The 20,507-nt window shown below is 48.4% G+C and carries 20 protein-coding genes and 3 tRNA genes; 16 read left to right on the top strand and 7 right to left on the bottom strand.

Going from position 1 to position 20,507, the window contains the following annotated elements:
* Positions 1–51: 51 nt before the first annotated feature.
* Positions 52–600 (top strand): CDP-diacylglycerol--glycerol-3-phosphate 3-phosphatidyltransferase, encoded by a 549-nt coding sequence (gene pgsA / locus HXZ99_RS02510; RefSeq protein WP_194755684.1) that lies wholly within the window; start codon positions 52–54, stop codon positions 598–600.
* A 172-nt stretch (positions 601–772) separates the two neighbouring features.
* Here the strand turns inward: pgsA and HXZ99_RS02505 are convergent.
* The 4 genes from HXZ99_RS02505 to HXZ99_RS02490 all read right to left on the bottom strand — a co-directional run bounded on the left by HXZ99_RS02505 (position 773) and on the right by HXZ99_RS02490 (position 2,177).
* Positions 773–859, bottom strand: a tRNA-Leu gene (locus HXZ99_RS02505).
* A 78-nt stretch (positions 860–937) separates the two neighbouring features.
* Positions 938–1,011, bottom strand: a tRNA-Cys gene (locus tag HXZ99_RS02500).
* Positions 1,012–1,025: 14 nt separating this feature from the next.
* Positions 1,026–1,101, bottom strand: a tRNA-Gly gene (locus tag HXZ99_RS02495).
* A gap of 164 nt (positions 1,102–1,265) precedes the next feature.
* Entirely contained in the window at positions 1,266–2,177 is a 912-nt protein-coding gene (locus tag HXZ99_RS02490; protein WP_194755683.1) for a LysR family transcriptional regulator, read from the bottom strand.
* Positions 2,178–2,271: 94 nt separating this feature from the next.
* Here HXZ99_RS02490 and HXZ99_RS02485 point away from each other — a divergent pair, with 94 nt between their 5' ends.
* The 3 genes from HXZ99_RS02485 to HXZ99_RS02475 are packed head-to-tail and all read left to right on the top strand — an operon-like array spanning position 2,272 to position 4,708.
* A complete protein-coding gene (locus HXZ99_RS02485) occupies positions 2,272–2,940 on the top strand; it encodes a LysE family translocator (protein ID WP_194755682.1) in 669 nt (222 codons plus the stop codon).
* Positions 2,941–2,988: 48 nt separating this feature from the next.
* Positions 2,989–3,885, top strand: a complete 897-nt coding sequence (locus HXZ99_RS02480) for a 6-carboxytetrahydropterin synthase (RefSeq protein ID WP_194755681.1) — start codon at positions 2,989–2,991, stop codon at positions 3,883–3,885.
* Complete coding sequence (locus HXZ99_RS02475; RefSeq protein WP_228517508.1) at positions 3,878–4,708, top strand: M23 family metallopeptidase; 831 nt, start codon at positions 3,878–3,880, stop codon at positions 4,706–4,708. Before HXZ99_RS02480 ends, HXZ99_RS02475 begins: the two co-directional genes overlap by 8 nt.
* An 82-nt stretch (positions 4,709–4,790) precedes the next feature.
* Here HXZ99_RS02475 and HXZ99_RS02470 read toward each other — a convergent pair whose 3' ends face one another.
* Positions 4,791–6,557, bottom strand: coding sequence for a M61 family metallopeptidase (locus HXZ99_RS02470; RefSeq protein WP_194755679.1), 1,767 nt, complete (start codon positions 6,555–6,557; stop codon positions 4,791–4,793).
* 149 nt (positions 6,558–6,706) lie between these two features.
* Here HXZ99_RS02470 and HXZ99_RS02465 point away from each other — a divergent pair, with 149 nt between their 5' ends.
* From HXZ99_RS02465 to HXZ99_RS02455, 3 genes are all read left to right on the top strand, one after another.
* Positions 6,707–7,774 (top strand): sensor histidine kinase, encoded by a 1,068-nt coding sequence (locus tag HXZ99_RS02465; RefSeq protein WP_194755678.1) that lies wholly within the window; start codon positions 6,707–6,709, stop codon positions 7,772–7,774.
* A gap of 33 nt (positions 7,775–7,807) precedes the next feature.
* The gene (locus HXZ99_RS02460) at positions 7,808–8,638 is read left to right on the top strand and encodes a LytR/AlgR family response regulator transcription factor (RefSeq protein ID WP_194755677.1); all 831 of its coding nucleotides are present in this window, start codon (positions 7,808–7,810) and stop codon (positions 8,636–8,638) included.
* A gap of 93 nt (positions 8,639–8,731) precedes the next feature.
* Complete coding sequence (locus HXZ99_RS02455; protein ID WP_194755676.1) at positions 8,732–9,613, top strand: DUF6279 family lipoprotein; 882 nt, start codon at positions 8,732–8,734, stop codon at positions 9,611–9,613.
* A 9-nt stretch (positions 9,614–9,622) separates the two neighbouring features.
* Here the strand turns inward: HXZ99_RS02455 and pyk are convergent, their stop codons facing one another.
* A complete protein-coding gene (pyk, locus tag HXZ99_RS02450; RefSeq protein ID WP_194755675.1) occupies positions 9,623–11,056 on the bottom strand; it encodes a pyruvate kinase in 1,434 nt (477 codons plus the stop codon).
* 96 nt (positions 11,057–11,152) lie between these two features.
* Between pyk and msrB the strand changes: the two genes are divergently transcribed.
* The 3 genes from msrB to HXZ99_RS02435 all read left to right on the top strand — a co-directional run bounded on the left by msrB (position 11,153) and on the right by HXZ99_RS02435 (position 14,392).
* Positions 11,153–11,578 (top strand): peptide-methionine (R)-S-oxide reductase MsrB, encoded by a 426-nt coding sequence (gene msrB, locus HXZ99_RS02445; RefSeq protein ID WP_194755674.1) that lies wholly within the window; start codon positions 11,153–11,155, stop codon positions 11,576–11,578.
* Positions 11,579–11,722: 144 nt separating this feature from the next.
* On the top strand, positions 11,723–13,171 hold the full coding sequence (locus HXZ99_RS02440) for a glyceraldehyde-3-phosphate dehydrogenase (RefSeq protein ID WP_194755673.1): 1,449 nt from the start codon (positions 11,723–11,725) through the stop codon (positions 13,169–13,171).
* A gap of 93 nt (positions 13,172–13,264) precedes the next feature.
* Positions 13,265–14,392, top strand: coding sequence for a M14 family metallopeptidase (locus tag HXZ99_RS02435; RefSeq protein ID WP_194755672.1), 1,128 nt, complete (start codon positions 13,265–13,267; stop codon positions 14,390–14,392).
* 76 nt (positions 14,393–14,468) lie between these two features.
* Here the strand turns inward: HXZ99_RS02435 and HXZ99_RS02430 are convergent, their stop codons facing one another.
* Positions 14,469–16,022, bottom strand: a complete 1,554-nt coding sequence (locus HXZ99_RS02430) for an alanine/glycine:cation symporter family protein (RefSeq protein ID WP_194755671.1) — start codon at positions 16,020–16,022, stop codon at positions 14,469–14,471.
* Between the two features lie 226 nt (positions 16,023–16,248).
* On the opposite strand from HXZ99_RS02430, the gene HXZ99_RS02425 reads away from it, so the two are divergent.
* Genes HXZ99_RS02425 through prc form a run of 6 tightly spaced genes read left to right on the top strand, consistent with a single transcriptional unit; the run spans position 16,249 to position 20,468 of the window.
* On the top strand, positions 16,249–16,581 hold the full coding sequence (locus HXZ99_RS02425) for a zinc-ribbon domain-containing protein (protein ID WP_194755670.1): 333 nt from the start codon (positions 16,249–16,251) through the stop codon (positions 16,579–16,581).
* A gap of 8 nt (positions 16,582–16,589) precedes the next feature.
* Complete coding sequence (locus HXZ99_RS02420) at positions 16,590–16,910, top strand: YeaC family protein (RefSeq protein WP_194755669.1); 321 nt, start codon at positions 16,590–16,592, stop codon at positions 16,908–16,910.
* A complete protein-coding gene (locus HXZ99_RS02415; RefSeq protein ID WP_194755668.1) occupies positions 16,910–17,410 on the top strand; it encodes a GAF domain-containing protein in 501 nt (166 codons plus the stop codon). Before HXZ99_RS02420 ends, HXZ99_RS02415 begins: the two co-directional genes overlap by 1 nt.
* Before the next feature lie 17 nt (positions 17,411–17,427).
* Positions 17,428–17,745: a hypothetical protein gene (locus HXZ99_RS02410; protein ID WP_194755667.1), complete on the top strand. Its 318-nt coding sequence runs from the start codon at positions 17,428–17,430 to the stop codon at positions 17,743–17,745.
* Positions 17,746–17,748: 3 nt separating this feature from the next.
* Positions 17,749–18,414, top strand: coding sequence for an RNA chaperone ProQ (gene proQ, locus HXZ99_RS02405; RefSeq protein ID WP_194755666.1), 666 nt, complete (start codon positions 17,749–17,751; stop codon positions 18,412–18,414).
* Positions 18,415–18,425: 11 nt separating this feature from the next.
* Positions 18,426–20,468 (top strand): carboxy terminal-processing peptidase, encoded by a 2,043-nt coding sequence (prc, locus tag HXZ99_RS02400; RefSeq protein WP_194755665.1) that lies wholly within the window; start codon positions 18,426–18,428, stop codon positions 20,466–20,468.
* Positions 20,469–20,507 lie beyond the last annotated feature (39 nt).

Below are 20,507 nucleotides of genomic sequence, written 5' to 3'. Positions count from 1 at the left end.
AGATTACCAATGAACCCAGCGAATATCGCGGTGAAGAAGAAGAGAAAAACTATGTGGAGCATTCCTAATATTTTAACGTCGTTCCGGATTCTATTAATTCCGGTGTTTTTGGCAGTGTTCTATCTTCCGATCGAAAATGCTCACTTTTATGCAGCGTTGATATTTGTGCTTGCCGCCATTACCGATGCCCTTGATGGCTATATTGCACGCAAATTTGAGCAACACACAAAGTTTGGTGAGTTTCTCGATCCGGTGGCCGATAAAATTATGGTGGCTGCAGCCCTTATCGTCGTTGTCGAGTTTCATAATACCCTGTGGATCACAATTCCCGCGCTCATCATCATTAGTAGAGAACTGATTATTTCCGCCTTACGGGAATGGATGGCGGAAATTGGCAAACGTGAAAGTGTTGCCGTGTCGTCTTTGGGGAAAGTGAAAACTGTGATGCAAATGATTGCGCTTACCGGCTTACTCTGGAGTGCTAATGTGTTTGTTATGGGGGTTGCCACGATCGCTATTTACATCGCAGCTATTTTAACGCTTTGGTCGATGTACGTGTATCTTACTGCGGCTTGGGCAGATTTAACCCACGATAGCTAATTCATAGCGACAGGCAGTGATTGACAGATAGAAAGGGGCGTTCTTCGAACGCTCTTTTTTTTGCGTAACAAAACCTAATATACAGGTTATAGCTGCAGGACACACAGAGCATACTTTATCAGGGAAGCTCTTATCAGGGACTTGGGATTTAGAGTAGGGGATGGCGCAGAAATGGTGCCCGGGGCCGGACTCGAACCGGCACGACCGTTAAGTCGAGGGATTTTAAATCCCTTGTGTCTACCAATTTCACCACCCGGGCTAACCTAGTAGGCACTACTTCTGCGAAGAATATGTTTTTAGAAACACATTCTGATTTACACATGCTGTGTAAAGAAACTGGAGGCGGGTCCCGGAGTCGAACCGAGATCCACGGATTTGCAATCCGCTGCATAGCCATTCTGCCAACCCGCCGGCGGGTTAAAACGTGGAGCGGGAAACGAGACTCGAACTCGCGACCCCAACCTTGGCAAGGTTGTGCTCTACCAACTGAGCTATTCCCGCACTGCTTTAACACTTCCGGAGCCGTGCTCCAGTGGCTCGCCATTCTACCTGCACGGGCTTCTCAGTCAACAAGAAATTTTGAAAATCCGACTGTTTGTCTGTTTTTTGACTAATTTGCCGATCATCAGTGCATTAGCTTGGTTGTAAAAGCAGCAATGTCCCTATTATTTCTTCTGAATGTCTGCCACATGTCGCATCCAATTCACTAAAGCGACGATGGCCATTTCTTTTTGACTCTCTCGACGAACCGATAAGTGCAAGCCTTGGCGACCGCTTAGATCAAAGCCTTCCACATGGATTAAGCCGCTTTGAGTGGCAGCCCGTTGATAACAGTCAGGTAATAGCATCAAACGATCAGTATATTGTGCTAACTCGACCGCCATACTGGTATTGTTGACCAACTGAATATGTTCCGCGGGCACCTTGGTATCATGCTCGCGAACCCAACGGTCCCAATCTTTATTGGTATTGACCGCGACATACTTATAGTTGGGCAAGGTATCTTCCGTGGGCACCGGCAAGCTTTCTGGGCGCACTAAAATTAATTTGGTATCGGTGAGCTTCCAGTTTGATATGGCTTTTTGTGCTGGCGCTGAAAAGGTCAGAAGGGCATCGAGCTCCCCGTGCAACAGCTCATGACTTAACGCGCCTTCGTTCTGACGGCTTAAATATTCAGGAACTTGTACACAATGGAGTTCCAGATGAGGGTAGAGTTGGTTAAACTCATCAAGTACTGGACCTAACCACCAACGTAACAGCTCACTGCTGATACCTAAGGTAAGTGTTCGGCGCGCATGTTCACCATTTTTCATGGTACGTTTGACTAAACGTTCGATCTGGCGAAATACCCGTGATAGCTCGGGGGCAAGTGCGTCACCTGCAGGTGTCAGCGCATGAACACGATTATCTCGCTGGATGAGACGAATACCCAGCTGCTCTTCAAGGGCAGTGATTTGCCGGCTAATGGCAGATTGTGTCACGGCGAGTTCCGCGGCGGCCGATTTAAAGCTACCTAGTCGAGATACTGCTTCGAAGACCCGCAATGCGTTTAGCGAAGGGAAATTATTATTTTTCATAATGCTCATCATGCTTTGAGTTTAAATCACCTTAATTTATATTTTAGAGTTTTGCAATATTTCAATGAATTCAACACTCCTGGAGCATTAAGTTATGTTGGAAGCGCTTTTTAGTTCACGCTACCTCGCCGAATTCGTTGCGATGGCTATTGCGCACGCCGTCGCCGTGGCAAGCCCAGGACCTGATTTCGCGGTGGTGAGCCGGTATAGCGTGCGCTACGGTGCAAGAGTGGCGGTATGGGTAAGTCTTGGGATCGCATTAGGAATCCTCATTCATGTAACCTATTCGGTATTGGGTTTAGCCATCATCATTAGTACAACCCCGTGGCTATATTCATTGTTATTGCTCACAGCGGCCTTGTACTTCTTCTATTTGGGATATGGCGCTATGCGTTCCGCGCCCATGAACGGAAGCGCAGATAAGGGGCCGAATCGAACCCTCGCGGTGGCAACCATCAGTGTGCGCCGGGCCGTAGGGATTGGTTTTCTTACCAATGGCTTGAATATTAAAGCCACCATGTTCTTCTTGGCGTTGTTTACCTCAATTATTTCGCCGGCAACGCCCATTGCGGTAAAAGCGGGCTATGGTGTGTACTTGGCAATAGCTACTTTCGCATGGTTTGCCACACTGTCGCTTTTACTCGGAAAAACCAAGATTCGGGAGTTATTGTTGGCGAAAGGGTATTGGTTTGATCGGGTCATGGGCCTTATCTTGTGGTTATTGGCAGCAAACCTGCTGTTTCAGTGGTGGAAGCTAGCGTGAGTCCGCTATAATGGCGATGATTTCTATTTTTAAATTACAGGCTTTTTCATGCAGTTATTTGTAAACGACCTTACCGTCATCGATTTTTCCTACTTGTGCCCAGAACGAGGCATCGTGGGAGAAAGTTGGATTGTCGATATCCTGTTAGATGGGTCCCTGAATGACCAGTCGATGGTGTTAGATTTTGGTCGCGTTAAAAAGCAAGTGAAAGCCATTATTGATCAATCGGTTGATCATAAGCTGTTGATACCGACCGAACATCCCTATACCCAGGTGACGCCCCATGCCAATGAAACCCATTACTGGGTAGATTTTATGCGGCCTGAGCGGAGCGTTCATTTGTATTGTCCGTCTGATGCATACGCGTTTATCGATGCGGTCCAGATCGATATGACTGAAACCATCCGTTACTTGCAAGCGGCGATTAAGCGCGAGCTACCCACCAATGTGCAGGGCATTACGCTGACCTTGCGGAGCGAAGATATTTCAGGTTTCTACTATCATTATACCCACGGATTAAAGAAGCATGATGGGAACTGCCAGCGCATTGCCCATGGTCACCGCTCGGCAATTCAAGTATTCATCGATGGTATGCGCAGTCCGGCTTGGGAACAGCGCTGGAGTCGACGCTGGGAAGATATTTACGTGGGTACCCGCGAGGATTTGACTAGCCAAGAAAAACTGACGTTAAGCCCGTTGGCGGCGAAAGCTATTGGCCCGCAGCATGTGTGCTACAGTTATGTGGCAGAGCAGGGTGTGTTTGAGTTACTTTTGCCTGCCGAAGAAAACGAAGTGATGGAAAAGGATACGACGGTTGAATGCATCGCTGAGTACATCGCTCAAGAAATTAAAGATTCATTAAACGATTCTGAGTATGGCTCTGCACCGCAAGTGCGTGTTATTGCATTTGAAGGTGTGGGCAAAGGAGCAATTGGTTATGCGTAAAGGAATAGGTATTGCAGTTGCCGCTATCTGCGTAAGTTTTTTGATGTTGGCGTCAAACGCAGTGGCGGTAGAACCGGAACTGAAAGGTGAGTTTGTGCAAGGAGGCCTGATTGTTGGCCGTACTAGTCCAGATGCACGTATTACATATAATGGCGATGGGGTAAAAGTTGGCCCTTATGGTCATTTTGTGTTTGGCATTGGTCGCGATGAGGAAGGTCCTGCACGACTACAGATTCAAGGTGCCAACGGTGAGCGCTGGTCTCAGGAATTTGCTGTAAGCAGTCGCGAGTTTGATATTCAGCGGGTGGATGGATTGCCGCAACAAACGGTAACGCCTGATCCTGAAACCCAAGAACGCATTCGTGCTGATAACGTCCGAATTGGTGCGGCACGTAATGTGGATAGTGATTACTTTGCGTTTGCTGGTGACTTTGAATGGCCGGCGCAAGGGCGCGTGACGGGTGTTTATGGCAGTCAACGCATTTTGAACGGTGTTCCTGGTGCTATTCATTGGGGCTTAGATATTGCAGCGCCTACGGGCACGGCAGTATATGCGCCTGCGGCCGGCGAAGTACGCTTAACCGCACCTGATATGGTGTTGTCCGGTGGGACGATTATTATCGACCATGGCCATGAAGTGTTCTCAAGCTTTCTACACTTGCATGCGATTCACGTTGAAGAAGGTCAATTCGTTGAGCAAGGCGAGCTCATCGGTGAGATTGGAGCTACTGGCCGAGCCACAGGCCCACATCTAGACTGGCGCATGAATTGGCGTGGGGTCCGCGTGGATCCTTGGTTACTGCTCGAGCATCATGGCGATTAAAACGTACTAGGGTTGCCAAGGGCTTGCTTGCACCTAGCAAGTAGGCCCGAATACCTTGAGTAAATATACGAGCGCGCGTTGGCTACGAGAGCCATACGCGCGCTTTTTCTTGGTCGCGAATAGCCAATCGATAGCCATCCGCGACCGGAGCCTGCCATTGCAATGGACGGGTTACCAATGTGTCCCGTCGAAAGTAATGTAAGGTTGCTGTTGTGCCAGGTTGGTAGCGCTGAAACGCGCGCATGATATTAGCCCGCGAAGCTTCAATGTGATCAATAGCAACCAAACGATCCCCTTTCGCAAGGCCTGCTTTTGCCGCGGGGCTATCTTCCCATACTCGTTGCACCATCACACCCTGTGCTGTTTCTTGCAGCGCGGCGCCAAAACTAACCGAAGCCTCTCGGCTGGACGTCAAGGTAGGTTGTTGACTAAAGGGGTCCACCGATGTGGGTAACCATTCAATGCCAACTTCAGCAAATAACGGGGAGAGGTCGATAGCCTCCGTTGTCAGCACCGCTCGCTTTACAATTTCCTCTAAAGGTTTGCCGCCTACCTCTGCAAAGACACTGAATAAATCGTTCAGTGTGGTGCCCTGATGGCGATGGTTGCGGTAGGCAAGGCGCATAATGTCATCGAGGCTTTTTTCGGGATGCTTGCTGCGTACATAGAGGTCGGCCATTAATGCCACCACTGCGCCTTTACTGTAGTAACTCGCAATGGCATTCGCGGCGTTCTCATTTTGCTGATAGAACGTAGTCCACGCCAGTTGGCTCGATTCGGCGATACTTTGTCGTTGCGGACCTTTTCCCCGAAGTGCGCGAGTTAAGGACTGGCTTAACCGATTAAGAAAACTTTGTTGCGTCATGGCTCCTGAACGGTACACCATCCAGTCGTCATAATAGGAGGTCATGCCTTCATAAAACCAAAGCTGCTCTGTGTATTGCTCTTGCTGAAGTTGGTACGGATGAAACTCTTGTGGCCGTAATGATTTAATGTTCCAGCTATGAAAATACTCATGGCTACATAAGCTTAAAAATGTGAGGTAGTCGTCTTCTGGTTGTTGCTCAGAACCAGGCTCTAAGGTGTGACGGCTGCATAACAGCGCCGTTGAATTGCGATGTTCTAAACCACCAAAACCATCACCTACAACCATGGTAAGAAACTGGTAGTTGTCAAATGGTGGGGGTGTTCCATCGTCGCTAAATAATTCAAGCTGGGCTTCACATATGCGCTTTAAATCTCGAGAGAGGGCGTCTGTATCAGCAAAATGGGGTTGGGTAAGAACCAAGGCGTGCGATATGCCCTTTGCTGAGAACTCGACGACGGTGAGCTCCCCGAGCAAGAATGGAAAATCAATCAGAACCTCGTAGGATTCCGCGCTATACGTGTGATTTGCATGACTCGCGTTCATCCCGGTTCGAACTTGCCATTGGCTTGGCAGATTATTGAGCGTGATCTGATGCTGGGATTGGTTGTGGTTGACCGCTTCTAAGCACAGGGCGCTGGGGTTAAAGAAACCAAATTCTTCAGCAAGGTAGCTGGTGCGCACCGATAAATCGAATGCATATACGGTGTACCTTATCACCACTTCGCCACCATCACTATGCACCAACCAGCTGTTTTTATCCGGACGTTCGCTGTCGAGCGCACCTTCAGTGCCGGTTGCCGAAAAGGCAACTACATGCTTCGCAAAATCACGTATCATATAACTGCCAGGTAACCATGCAGGCAAGCGTAGCAACAACGTATTTGTTGTAGCAGCGGGAATGCGCATGGTGACATGGAAGTAATGATGCGCAAGATCCGGTGTGATTTCGTAAGCGACAACGGCGGGAACGGCAGTGGACATAGGTTCTCCATGGCTAAGTTGATTCCATCCTGAGTTTATCACGGAGTGCGACCAAGCGTCTGCATCCCTCGACTAATGCGCGAGCATGTTGCCGATTAGTCACGTATCATTGTTAATAAATTGTAATAAGTTCGTGGGTGGGTAGCTGTTTGAATTGGCGTTCATACTTTGAAGATCGCAACAAAATGTTCTGGGCTCTGCAAATAGCAGGCTGGTTAGGGTATGCCTTAGTGCAGTACATGGGCTCCCTAATGCATGAAATGCGCGATATCTTTCTCGTTATCATCTTACTCGGCGCCTACGCTGGCTTTTTGCTGACGGTTCCCATGCGTTACATTTATCGAGCGATTTGGAACGCGCCACCTATAGTCCATGTGATTGTTGTGGTAGCGATTTCCTATTTTGCCGCTGCAATTTGGGCCGTTATAGACAACCTCACGCACTGGGAAATTTATAAGTTCGGCTATCGCCCGAATAATCTCCTGTTTTACTTCCAACACAGCGTCGCGAAATTCTATATTATGCTGACGTGGAGCGTTTTGTACTTTGTTATTAAGTACTATCAATTGCTGCAAGATGAACGCCAAAAGGCGTTAACAGCGGTGTCTATGGCGCACCAATCACAGCTTAAAATGCTGCGCTATCAACTCAATCCGCACTTTTTGTTTAATACCCTCAATGCTATTTCAACACTCATTCTGGTGAATGAAACGAAAGCAGCAAACCAGATGATGACCAAGCTGAGTCGATTTTTACGTTTTTCCCTGGATAACGAACCGATCAAGCGGATTACGCTTAAGAAAGAAATTGATGCGGTCATGTTGTATTTAGATATTGAAAAAGTACGCTTTGGGGATCGCTTAGAAATCAATGTTGATGCTTCCGAACAGGCCTTAAAAGGGCTGGTACCGAGCTTATTGCTGCAGCCGTTAATCGAAAACGCGATTAAATACGCGATTGCACGAACGGAGACAACCGGCACCATAGATATCCATGCCTTTGTAGAGGGTGACATGCTCAAGATCACTATTGCGGATAATGGTCCACAACCCTTTGATCCGGCTCGGGTGAAGGTGCGCGGCTCTGGTGTTGGCTTAGCAAATACAGAAGAACGCTTGAAAGCCTTGTATGGTAAGCAGTACTCCTTTAATCTGTCTGCTAATATGCCCTCGGGTTGCGTGGTGAGTATCGCCATGCCGTGGCAACCCGAAGATTGAAAACTTGACGCTAATATGAGTTGAAGTAACGCCATGCAGCAAATAATCCGTGCGGTTATCGTTGATGATGAACCCCTTGCCCGTAAAGGCTTAAGAATCCGGCTTGAGCAGTTTCAATCGATCGACATTGTTGCCGAAGGTTCTAGTGGCAGAGAGGCTGTTGAGCTTATTTTGCAAGAAAAGCCTGACCTTGTATTTCTTGATATCCAGATGCCCGGGATGAATGGCTTCGATGTTTTGCGAAGCTTACGTGAGCGTGCCGACACCATGCCTGCGGTTGTTTTTGTAACCGCTTATGATCAATATGCAATTCGAGCTTTCGATGTTCGCGCACTGGATTATCTACTAAAACCGGTGGATGAAGATCGCTTGAAAGAAGCGATTGACCGCATTAGCGAAGAATTAAATACAGAGAAAGCGCGTCAGTATCAGGATCGGTTGGTGGAGTTAGTTAGCGAAATTACAGGCGAAGATTGCGAAGATATCTTACGCCAGTTAGCAGAAGGTAAGCATCCAAAGTTTGACCATTATCCCGAGCATTTGGCCATTAAAGATAGTGGAGAAATTACCCGAGTTGCGATGAATTCGATCGAGTGGATCGATGCGGCAGGGGATTACATGTGTATTCATGCGGGTAATCAAACGCACATATTGCGCAAAACCATGAAGGAACTCGAGCAAGAGCTGAATCCGAGGATTTTTCAACGCATTCACCGCTCCGCGATCGTCAATCTTGCTCAGGTCGAAAAACTCTGCAGTCGACAGAATGGTGAATACCATCTGGTCTTACAAAATGGACAAGAGCTGAAAGTTAGCCGAAGCTATAAAGATCGGATCAAACAGCTTATTTTAGGTAACTCATAACCTCCGTCAGACGTTATAAGCAGTGATCACATTCACTGCTTTTTTCGTAATGGGGCGTATAGATTTACCTGTTTTGCTCAATCAAGGAATGAAATGCATATTAAACGCTGGTTAGTCGCCTTAGTGACGGTGCTGGTTGCCGTCTTGGTGTTATCCGCTTGTTCGAGTCGTCAGCTTGGTTACCGTTATGCCGAACAGTTGGTGTCGTGGCAGGTGGGGCGAATTGTGTCGCTCACGTCGGAACAACGACAACAGCTTCGCAGTGAGACGGATGCGTTATTGCAATGGCATGCAGAAACTCAACTTCCCGAATATATGCTCGTGTTAAATCGGGCCTATCGTGATGCCAACTCAAAAGAGATAAGTACAGAGGATCTCGAATACTACGAAGAACAACTGTACGTATTCTGGCTGGCTGTTCGAAAAGCGCTCGTTGAACCCTCGGTGCGCCTTCTTAAAACACTCTCCGACGAACAAGTAGCAGAGCTCATCGACCATATACAAGAGCGGCGCAACGAGCGGGCCGAGGAAAATCTCGACTTGAGTGACAGTGAACGGGTAGCGAAGCGTAAGGATCGAATGCTGGACCAGATTCGCGATAATATGGGACGTCCTACGCGCCAGCAACAAGAGATTGTCGCGCTATGGGCGCAGGAACTCCCAGACACCTCTGAACTTTGGATTGAATACAATCAGGCGTGGTTTGCTGCGTTCGTCGACGCCTTAGCCTTGCGCCATGACCATGATGCATTTAGTCAGCGCATCGAGAGTTTATGGATCGAACCTGAACAATTTCGCTCGGAGACGATGCAAGAGGTGCTTATGGAACACCGTGCGGTCAGTATGGAAATGATGATAAAGGTGCATGGCGCCATGACAGATCGTCAACGGCAACGGCTGATGCGCACCATCGACGGCTATCGCCGTGATGTGATTGGCATGATGCGGCAGCGGGATGCCGTGCCGCAATCATGACAGGGACACTTACACTTGAATAATTTTACTGGTATTGGTTTTGCCAATGGTTTCCATCACATCACCATGGGTGATGATCACCATATCGCCTTTAGCAATATGTCCTGCTTTTTCAATCATTTTGATGGCATCACGCAAAACCGTTGTAGGCGTTGACTTGGTAGAGTCAAAGTACAAGGGATAGACACCGCGATATAAGTTGCCAATGTTTAACGACTTTTGGTGCCGCGATAGGGCAAAAATGGGCAAATCAGTATGAATACGCGACATCAACTTCGCCGTGTGGCCAGATTCAGTGAGTGCAATAATAGCCGTAACACCTTCTAAATGATTGGCGGTATACATGGCAGAGAGCGCAGTTGCCTGAGATACTGAAGAGACAGAATCCTGCTCATTGTTACGGGTTAAGCGCAACGCTGGGTATTCTTCCGCACCTTGGCAAATTTCCGCCATCGCTTTTACGGTCTCAATTGGGTAGGAGCCGGCTGCGGTTTCTGCCGACAGCATCACCGCATCGGTACCATCGAGCACCGCATTGGCGACATCCATCACTTCTGCACGGGTCGGCATTGAGTTATCAATCATCGACTCCATCATTTGTGTCGCCGTGATGACCACGCGATTTAACTCACGAGCCCGTTGAATGATTCGTTTTTGTTGACCAACAAGCTGCGCATCGCCGATTTCGACGCCCAGATCGCCGCGTGCCACCATCACCACATCGGAATGCTCAATTACATCGTCAAGGGCGGCGTCGGAAGCGACGGTTTCTGCTCGTTCAATCTTGGCGCAGATAGCACCATTACAGCCGGCCTTATTTAGCAGGGCGCGGGCTAATTGAAGATCAGAGCCGGAGCGCGGGAAAGATACGGCAAGAATATCAACATCAATCTCCGCCGCAGTTTCAATATCGCGGAAATCTTTATCGGTTAGTGCGGAAGCAGATAGCCCGCCACCTTGACGATTGATCCCTTTATTGTTGGAAAGCGTGCCTGCAACCGTTACTTTGGTGTGTACCTTGGTCCCTGACACATGAGTTACTTGAAGACGAATTCTGCCGTCGTCTAGTAACAAAACATCGCCACTACTTACATCTTTAGGTAACTCTTTATAATCGAGTCCTACCGCATTTTCGTCGCCTTGGCTGCCATCCATGGCCGCATCGAGCACAAAATCTTGACCTTCGGTCAGTTGAACCTTGCTGTTTTTAAATCGTGCGACGCGAATTTTTGGACCTTGTAAATCGCCTAGAATCGCCACATGACGGTTTAACCGCTGAGCAATTTCTCGCACTTGCGTGGCGCGTTCTTTGTGGTCGGCAGCATCACCGTGGGAGAAATTAAGACGTACAACGTTGGCACCGGCTTTAATCAGCGCTTCTAAGACACCAGGCTTATCTGTGGCGGGGCCGAGGGTAGTGACGATTTTTGTGCGACGTAGCATCGAATAACGTTCCCTAATACTTGATCGAATGTGCGCTATATTAACATAGTCAGACAAAGGTAAGTATGACAGAACATATATTTTCAGAGGGGTTTTATGAAAAATAATGAGTCAGAAAGAATACCAACCAGTGAAGAGGAATGGCGAGAACGCCTCAGTCCAGAACAATATGCGATATTACGAGGGCACGGCACTGAACGGCCATTTTCCGGCACCTTATTATATGAGAACAGAGAAGGGGACTACTGTTGTGCAGGGTGTGGCTTACCGCTGTTTCCGGCGGACACAAAGTTTGATGCTGGCTGCGGTTGGCCGAGTTTTTATCAGGCATTACCCAATGCGATTCGTTATCTAAAGGATAGCTCCCACGGGATGAGCCGTACGGAGATCCGCTGCGCACGCTGTGATGGGCACCTCGGGCATGTGTTTAATGATGGTCCGGCACCCAGTGGCCAGCGTTATTGTTTGAATTCTCGAGCGATGACCTTTATCGCTACCGACGGCAGTGCAACGCAGGGTTGACATGAAAAACGGGGTATTACGGAGTTATTACGATCGGAAACTAGCCGCCTACGCTCATTTTGAGTACAATAGCCGCCGAATTTAAAGCTGTGCCCATAAGGTGTACAGATCCGTTTCATTCGAATAGCTGGGAAAGGTTTTCCAATGACTGATGCGCATAATGATACAACGTTAAGAAGCTGGGAAGAACGTCAAGAATACGCGGAAATGATGCAGCCGTTGATTGGCCGTTTGTACCGTACCAAGGGAGTGGAGATTCTGGTCTATGGTCGGAGTCTGTTAAATGGATCAACGATTGATATTATTAAAACGCATCGTTTAGTGCGCCAGCACGAAGACCACAAGTTACGCCTGCGCGAAAGTTACCCGTTTCTTGCTGCTTTAGCTGAAATGGATATCGCACCAGCACGCATCGATTTAGGGAAGCTAGCCTTTGCTTATCATTTCGGTGGCGAGCGCCAAAACAACGAGTCAGTGCAAGAGTATTTGAACCGTAAGCTGGTTGATATTGTCGGTAAAGCTGACGAAATTGAGCCTCGTGATGTGGTGCTTTACGGTTTTGGTCGGATTGGTCGCTTACTTGCGCGGTTACTGATTGAACGAAACGGAAAGAACAATAAATTACGTTTACGCGCCATTGTTGTGCGCGGAGGCGGTGAGGGCGATTTAGAGAAACGGGCGAGTCTGCTTCGTCGTGACTCTATTCACGGCCCATTTAATGGTTCAATTACTGTTGATCACAAGAACAACTCGATTAAAGCAAATGGTACCCAAATTCAGGTGATTTACGCCAATTCGCCTGATCAGGTGGATTACACCGCATTTGGTATCAAAGATGCGATCATCGTCGATAATACCGGCGTATGGAAAGACGAAGCCGGCCTGGGACTGCACTTAAAAGCCAAAGGTTCTCAGAAGGTTCTGCTTACCGCCCCGGCTAAGGGCGATATTAAGAATATCGTACACGGCGTGAACCACGCAGATATCCTCCCTGACGATTTAATTGTGTCTGCTGCCAGCTGCACCACCAACGCCATTACACCCGTACTAAAAGCGGTGAATGACGAGTTCGGTATTAAAAATGGCCACGTTGAGACGGTACATGCCTATACCAACGATCAAAACCTCATTGATAACTATCATAAAGCAGAACGCCGTGGCCGCTCAGCGCCGCTGAATATGGTGATCACCTCAACGGGTGCGGCGAAAGCCGTGGCGAAAGCCTTACCTGAGTTAAAAGGTAAATTGACCGGGAATGCTATCCGGGTACCCACGCCGAACGTGTCTATGGCGATTATGAACCTGAATTTAGAGCGGGAAACAGATCGGGAAGGCTTAAATGATTTCCTACGCCATGCTGCGCTTCATTCAGATTTGCAAAACCAAATTGATTTCACTTCGTCTACTGAAATTGTATCGTCTGATCTGGTTGGCAGCCGCTATGCGGGTATTGTTGATTCTCAGGCCACGATTGTGGATGGAGACCGTGCGGTGTTGTACGTTTGGTATGACAATGAATTTGGCTATAGCTGTCAGGTTCTACGGGTAATTCAGGATATGGCCGGTTTAACGGTACCTAACATCCCAGCATAATGATTGACGTTCGTAAAGAAGCGCCCAGGAGGCGCTTCTTTTGTCTGCGGCATGCTTATGTCGCAAGAGAAAAAGATGTAACGAGGAGAATATATGTTCATTTCTACCGCATTCGATAGCGGCAATATAGAAGTTATTCGCGCTGACCGCCCCGATGATATCCGCTTAAACATTCGCAAAGATCACGCGTCTGATTTCTATCAGTGGTTTCATTTTAAGTTACTAAGCACGGCAGAGATTGAACACAGACTCGTGATTGAGAATGCGTCCGGCTCAGCCTATCCAAAAGGTTGGGAAGGGTATCAAGCCTTTGCAAGTTATGACCGCGATACCTGGTTCCGAGTGCCTACGTCGTTTGATGGCACTGCAGTGACTATTGAATTCACCCCTGAGCAAGAAAGTGTGTTTCTTGCCTATTTTGTTCCATACAGCTGGGAACGCCATCTTGATCTTGTGCAGTGGGCTCAGCAGAGTGCCTGGGTAGAGCAAAAGGTGGTGGGAACAACACTTGATGGACGTGACATGAATGTGTTGGTTATTGGTGAGCCTAGTGAGGAAAAACGGTCGATTTGGATTACCGCGCGTCAGCACCCTGGTGAAACCATGGCTGAGTGGTTTGTGGAAGGACTGCTCGAGCATTTGCTCAATGAAGACGAGCCGGTAGCGCGTCAGCTTCTTGAGCAATGTGTATTCTATGTTGTGCCGAATATGAATCCTGATGGCAGCGTGCGCGGCCATTTGCGTACCAATGCAGCAGGTGTAAACCTAAATCGTGAATGGGCAACGCCAAGCGTTGAGAAAAGTCCGGAAGTGTTTCATGTATTAAACATGATGGATGAGGTGGGTGTCGACATGTACCTCGATATCCATGGTGATGAAAATATCCCCTACAACTTTATTGCCGGCGCAGAGGGAATTCCTTCCTATGACGAGCGTCATGCGCAGCTCGAAGCAAAGTTTCGCGCCGCGTATTTGCAGGCGACAGCAGAATTCCAAACCACCTATGGCTACGATAAAGACGAGCCTGGGAAAGCAAATTTAACTGTGGCTAGTAATGCAGTTGCGGAGCGCTTCCGCTGTCTGGCGTTTACGGTCGAAATGCCGTTTAAAGATAACGATGATTTACCCGATCCTTATCAGCAATGGTCTGATGTACGATCACAGCAATTAGGCCGAGACACCTTGCGGGCTATTTTGGCAGTTGTGCCCACCTTGCGTTAAGACAGTTGGGTGATAAAAAAACGGAGGCCTACAGCCTCCGTTTTTTATTGCCATTGGGTTTCCCCGTCAGCGTCGATTAAGCGTCTGGTTTATCGCTCTTTGCCGCAGCACTTGCCGCTGCTTCCGCTTTTTGGCGAGCTAATCGCTTCTCCCAAAACTCCGCCTTCTGAATGCCTAGTTTCTGAGGATCAAAAACGATAGGACCGCCGGCTTTCTTTTGGGCTTCGTAATCGCGTAAACACATAATTGCTGGTTTCGCGACAAAGAAGATGGCCAAGATCCCGAGAATGTTAATCCAGGCCATTAACCCGACCCCAATGTCACCGAGGTTCCAGATATAGCCGGAGCTATTCACCGTTCCGTAAGCCACCATAAACATAATGACGAGCTTCACCAACGTGAGCGAAATCTTGCCCTTAAAGTAACGATTGAGATACGACACATTGGTTTCAGCAATGTAGTAGTAGGCCAATATCGTCGTAAAGGCGAAGAAGAAGATAGCTATACCCACAAAACCTTGGCCGAAATCACCAAACACGCTCGATAGGGCAAGTTGGGTAAATGCAGGGGAGGCAACCTCTGTGGCCGCATCAACATTTTGTACAATCATGGTGCCGGTTCCAGCAATGGCGCTGAAATCTTCAGTCTGAATGTTAAATTGCTGGGTAATCAGAATCATTAACGCTGTTGCTGTACACACAAACAAGGTATCAACATAAACCGAGAATGCCTGTACCAAGCCTTGTTGGGCAGGGTGGTCGACTTCTGCAGCTGATGAAGCGTGTGGACCTGTACCTTGACCGGCTTCATTCGAATAGATTCCGCGCCGCACACCCCAACCAATAGCCGCCCCGAAGCCTGCCTGAGCAGTAAAGGCGTCGGTTATGATCAGGGAGAATATAGCCGGTACTTGATTGAAGTTTAAAAATACAATCACGAGCGCCATAATAATGTAGGCAAGGGCCATAAAGGGCACAACGATTTGGGTGAAGTTCGCGATACGTTTAATACCGCCGAAAATAATAAAGCCCAAAACGATAAGAATGATCGCAAGTGCAATCAGTTTATTAGAGCCTACCTCACCGTAATCGGTGGTGACTAAGTTGCCGTCGCCAAATACGTGGGTTACCGCATTACCCACCGCGTTTGCTTGAATCCCGGGTAAGAAAATACCGCAGGCTATGATGGCAGATACTGCAAATAGGATGGCAAGCCACTTTTGACCCAGTGCTTTTTCAAAATAGTAAGCCGGGCCACCACGATATTGGCCGTCTTCTTCTACTTTGTAAATTTGCCCTAGCGTTGACTCAGCATAGGCTGTAGACGCACCAAGAAAGGCAACGACCCACATCCAAAATACCGCGCCCGGACCACCAAAACCGATAGCCGCCGCAACACCGGCGATGTTACCGACGCCGACACGGCCAGAGAGCGTGACCGCAAGTGCCTGAAATGATGAAATCCCTTGCTTCGATGCGTTGCCGCTAAACAGCAAACGAACCATCTCGCGAAAGTGACGAACCTGCGCAAAACGCGTCAGAATGGAGTAGAACAACCCTGCGGATAGACACAACACAATAAGTGCTGGGCTCCAGACGATGTTATTCACACTATTGACCAGTGCTTCCATTGGTTTCCCCTGATTGTTATGGAATTGTTGTTTTTAACCCTGCATACTCTGCCATAGTTCATTTAAAAGCTCTACGGCTAGAAGGGGCATTAATAGCATTGGATCGCACTTTGGTCGAAAACTTAGTGCAAAACAGCTGATTTTCACGCAATGGGCCATGACAGTGGATGAATATGGAAGGCGGCACTGTTATCATGAGCGCAGGAAAGACGTGAAGGAGTTCGAGATGGCGATCATTAGTTGCCCTGGCTGTGGTAAGAAAGTATCGGATAAAGCGGCAACGTGTGAACATTGCGGGTTTATGTTGAGCGCGCATGACAGCGAGAGTTTGGTACGAAAATCACGCTTGCAGCGGTCACAGCAATTAAGCCGCTTAGTAAGTCAGCAGATGTTGGCGATTTTGTTGTTTATTGCGGGTATCGGCGCTTTTTTTTATGATTGGGGTAATACCGGCATCGGGCCATGGGTACCTTATATCGGCGGTTCTGTTGCCGCGATTAGTTTCGTTTGGTATCTCATTACCCGCGGAAGAATTTATATGTTAAAGAAACAGCGGTAACCGAATTTATGCAGTACGATGATGTTTTACGAGCTGTTACACCCGATATCTACGAGCGCATGAAAGAAGCGGTCGAGACTGGGCGCTGGCCTGATGGGCAGAAGCTGACAGAGTCGCAACGTGAGAACGCAATGGAAATTGTCATGGTGTATCAAGCGCGTCGACTCAATCAAACCGATCATTTCTCTATCGATAGTAAAGGTGAGCTGGTGTTCAAGACCAAAGGCGATTTACGCCGAGAGCTTCGCGACCGAGCCGGCTTACCTTCAGATGACGCTGAAATAGCACGTTTCCCATTAAACAAAGATTCAGACGCGGAGGCTTCGTAATGTTTGTAGTTGAAGCGCATTCGGATAAAGAAAGTAGCGAATTTTATGTAAGCCTCGGGAAGCAGCTAAGCGCGTTAACGTCGGAAGAATCCGACTTAATTGCAAACCTTGCTAACATCAGTGCTGTGTTATACGACCAGATCGACCGCTTAAATTGGTTAGGATTCTACTTAGTAAAACAAGACGAATTAGTGCTCGGGCCATTCCAAGGGAAGGTTGCATGTGTTCGTATTGGCCATGGCAAAGGCGTTTGTGGTGCGGCGTGGGCAACCGGGGAGACCCAGCGGATTGACGATGTACACGCATTTCCTGGGCATATTGCCTGTGATAGCGCAAGTAACTCTGAGCTCGTGGTGCCTATTTTCCATCAGGGACGCGTGGTTGCAGTGCTCGATATTGATAGTCCTGAATCGGCTCGCTTTAGCGAGGTAGATCAAGCGGGTATTGAAGGGCTACTGCCGATGCTTGAGCGGTTAGCTTGGGATCAGGTTTCAATGTGATGCGCGAGGGCGATAGCGTGGATCTCGAATTCGATGTGCGACCGTATCTAGTATCCGTGTCGGATATGGAGTTTTTTGAGGAAGATGCAGAACAAGCAGCAGATCATTTAAATGGGATGCTTTATGCTATTCACAAGGAAACCGCTCATGGCGGATTCTGGACGCATGAAAAAATTGAACAGCTGGTGATTGAGATTTCCGATCTATGGTTAAGAGAACCTGGGTTGTTAGAATCGGATCCGGATGAATTAGAAGACTATATTACTCATTTGGTGCAGCGAATTGAGCAAGACGCTGAATCGGATGACTCAACTGAAGTGCTAGACGAAGGTTAAACAATGGAAAAAACGGCAAAATTCTCTACCAGTAAAGAAGTGATTGCATATCTGGCAGAGCAGTTCCCAGCATGTTTCACACTGGATGGAGATGCGCGCCCACTGAAAATCGGAATTTTCGAGGATCTTGCGGCTCGTTTGGCAGACGATGAGAACGTGAGCAAAACGCGTATTCGTTCAGCACTGCGGTTGTATACGAGTTCGTGGCGCTACTTGCGCGGCGTGAAAGCGGGAACTCAGCGTGTTGATTTAGATGGCGCGGACGCCGGCTTAGTGGAGGCGGATCACGAAGCGCATGCAGTTGAACAACTGCAGGCATCGCAGGCGCGTGCTAAGGCCCGTAAAGCAGAATCTGCGGCAGAAGGTAAACCTGCTGCGACTAAAGCCCGTAAGCAACAGAACAAACCAGCAAATACGAAGGTCAAACCGAAGAAGGCTCATGCCGTGAACAAGTCACGCACGCGCCAAGCTGATGCACCAAAACGACCACAAGGTCCGTTAACGGCTGTAAACCCTGATGCAGTGACTGTAGGGCAGCAGGTTCAAATTCAGCTCGGTAGCTTGCCGGTTCAAGGTGTTGTAACTGACCTCGAAAAAAGTGATGCGCAAGTTCAGCTGCCTTCAGGGATGACGGTTCGAGTTCCGGTAGCTGAATTATTTCGCGTTTGATAGGAGTTCGAATGATTAAGCAAGCAGTTCAGAAAATCGCATTTGTCGCCTTATTTTGTGCGGTAAGTGTTAGTGCGGTTGCCAGTGACTACACGGTTTCAGATATTCCGAAACTGGCGCCAGAGTCACAACATAAAGCTGCGAGCCGTCGTATCGCATCCTACTTTACTCGCTACCACTATAGCCAAGTGGAGCTGGATGAAGCGATGTCGCAACAAATCTTCGACCGCTATTTTGAACAGCTCGATTATAATCGTATGTTCCTTCTAGCCAGTGATGTTGAACGTTTTCAGAAATATCGAAACACATTTCATGAAAAGTTAATTGCTGGAGAGCTAGAAGTTGCCTACGCCATTCATCAAGTGAATTTAGAACGCCGGCTAGAGCGTTTCTCCTATGCCTTGTCGCTCCTCGACTCTGAATCTTTCGATTTTGAAGAAGAGGGGACATTTGAGTTTGACCGTTCTGAATCGCCTTGGGCGACCACCTCTGAACAACTCGATGAAATTTGGAGCAAGCGGGTTCGCAACGATGCGCTTAATTTAGCGATGGCTGGGCGTGAAGATGAAGAAATCGTTGAGAATTTAAAACGGCGCTACACTGCAGCGCTACAGCGTATCACCCAAGCGCAAAGCGAAGATGCATTCCAAGTGGTGATGAATGCTTTTGCCCGCAGCGTGGACGCCCACACCAGTTATTTATCTCCGCGCAACGCCGAGCGCTTCCAACAGAATATGAACCTGTCGTTGGAAGGTATAGGTGCGTTGTTGCAATCTGAATATGACTACACGGTTATTCGCTCACTTGTTCCGGGCGGCCCAGCAGAGCAATCTGGTCAATTATCGCCAAATGATCGCATCATCGGTGTCGCCCAAGGCGATCAAGAATTCGTTGATATCATCGGTATGCGTCTAGATGATGTTGTGCAGCTCATTACAGGTCCGAAAGGAAGTGTTGTTCGCTTGCAGGTACTGCGGGACGGTCAAGGTGCCGGTGCGGCGCCTGAAATCATCGAGATTACCCGTGATGAGGTTCGCCTTGAAGATCGCGAAGCAAAACTTCGAGTAGAAACTACCCGTGATGAACAGCGGGTTGCTGTGATTGAAATTCCTAGCTTCTACAACAACCTCACGGAGCACGTGAAGAAGCATTTGTTGGCATTGCAAGATGATCCGGTAGATGCCCTGATTATCGATTTACGCGGTAATGGCGGTGGTGCCTTGAATGAATCAATCACCCTTACGGGGCTATTCTTGCCAAGCGGCCCTGTGGTTCAGGTACGGGAAAGTTCTGGGCGTATCGAAGTCAGCACGGATAATGACGTCAATGTTTACTACAACGGTCCTATGGTGGTGATGGTTGATCGTTTTAGTGCATCGGCATCTGAGATCTTTGCAGCGGCCATGCAAGACTATGAGCGGGCACTGGTGATCGGTGAGAACACCTTTGGTAAAGGTACGGTTCAGCAACACCGCGGATTGCAGCGGCGCTTTGATCTGCACCAAAACCCAATGGGTAGCGTGCAGTACACGATGGCTAAGTTCTATCGCATTACCGGCGGCTCTACGCAACATAAAGGCGTTGTTCCTGATATTACCTTCCCAACCTTGATGGATCCCGAGGAGTTTGGTGAAAGTCGTGCTGAGAACGCCTTACCGTGGGATCAAATCGAACCTGTAGAGTTCCGTGGCTTTGGTTTGGTGAATGAAGAACTGATCGATGCCTTGGCTCAGCAATATCAAGAGCGCATTGAAAGCAACCCTGAGTTTGCTTACATCTATCAAGATATCGAACGCTATCAACAGTTGCGTGAACGTACTTCGATTACCTTAGTAAAGGCAGAACGAGAAGCGGAATCGAAACGGGATCGCGAGCGTAATCTAGCGCGGGTGAATGAACGCCTGCAGCGGGCAGGAAAAGAGCCAGTCGATTCAATTGATGATGTCGACAGCGAATTCCTTGAGCCGGATCCTCTAATGGACGAGGCATTGCTGATTACCTTAGATTATCTTGAAAAACTGCGTGCGGCGGACAGTAATCTTGCAATCCGCTAACAAGCAGAGGTAAGGTACATCTCGATTCTGAAATAGGGG

Source organism: Aliidiomarina indica (assembly GCF_015354615.1).
GTDB classification, from domain to species: domain Bacteria; phylum Pseudomonadota; class Gammaproteobacteria; order Enterobacterales; family Alteromonadaceae; genus Aliidiomarina; species Aliidiomarina indica.
Note: the sequence above shows the minus strand (reverse complement) of the source record. Positions and strands in the feature narration are given on the sequence as shown.